The organism is Vibrio sp. 10N.222.46.A1, assembly GCF_041473595.1.
In the GTDB taxonomy this organism is placed as follows: Bacteria; Pseudomonadota; Gammaproteobacteria; order Enterobacterales; family Vibrionaceae; genus Vibrio; species Vibrio tasmaniensis_A.
In genome coordinates, this window is the sequence record NZ_JBFRSN010001365.1 from 1 (window position 1) to 1035 (window position 1035).

At 40.4% G+C, this 1035-nt stretch carries 1 protein-coding gene and 1 pseudogene; both read left to right on the plus strand.

All coding sequences use genetic code 11. The features are described 5' to 3' along the window. Window positions 1-459, plus strand: a pseudogene (locus AB4496_RS26650) (iron-hydroxamate ABC transporter substrate-binding protein); the annotation flags it as partial. A gap of 222 nt (window positions 460-681) precedes the next feature. After that, window positions 682-912, plus strand: coding sequence for a hypothetical protein (locus AB4496_RS26655; RefSeq protein WP_004735813.1), 231 nt, complete (start codon window positions 682-684; stop codon window positions 910-912). The last annotated feature ends 123 nt before the right edge of the window (window positions 913-1035 follow it).

The following is a 1035-nucleotide window of genomic DNA, read 5'->3' on the forward strand; positions in this document are numbered from 1 at the left end:
ACGTTCTACTACACAATGTTGGATCACAAGTTGATGAACTTCGATGCGGGTGTGACATTTACTCAGTATGCAAACTCACATTACAAAGACCCGTACAGTTCGAAAACGACAAGTTTTGATGAGTTTACCTGGAGCTTCTACGGTAACGCAGAAATCAATGTCCCTAATACTCAGCTTGATATCATTGGTACGATGGAATTTGGTGATAGCAACGGTATTAAGAGTACCGATTTGATGGCGGGTGTTCAGTACCGTATTCCAGTGGCAGATACTGAAATAGCACTTCGTGGTGGCTATCGTGTGATCGACCTTGATTCGGACAAATTCTTCTCTTCAGAGCTGAACAAACCTCTTGAGACGGACAAAGAACCTGATCCGTTAGATGACCCAAAGCCAGGGCCACCTAAATCGTTTGTTATGGTTGATGGTTGGTTTGCTGGCGTAGAAGTACGCTTCTAGGCAATTAAAACGAATCTAGAACGAAATTTAAGAACGTCACTTTATTAAGTGGCGTTTTTTTATATCTATTGGTTATACCCAAGCATCTTGAAGTTACTTGGGTATATACTTTTCTGGAATTAGTTAGCACATTCATCACTTTCGACCATCCTTAATACAGAGACCTAATTAGCGTCTATTCTTATAAGGTCTATGTTGTGAGGTCAAAGCAAGGGATGGAATATGACACTCAATGAATTACGAAATTTATATCGAGAAAATCTGTTGGTTGAAGCGATCATAGAGCCCTCAATTCAAGAGGGGTCTTGGGTTGTGGAGTTTCGCCATATGGGCGGTGGCTTTGTTTTGCTTACTGATGTTCATGGTGAAGAGTGTCATTACGCGGATTTAGACCTAGCATCTAAGTCGGCAATGGCGGTTGGCTTTCAACAAGTTCGTATTGAAAACCAGTAACTCAATTGACGTTTCAATCGGTTTTTACTTCCAAAAAGTTATAAAACATACTTTTCTATTCTTTCTTGTTATTAAAAGGAGTGGTTAATCTATCGTCACGCAATGATTAGGGATGTCGTGACC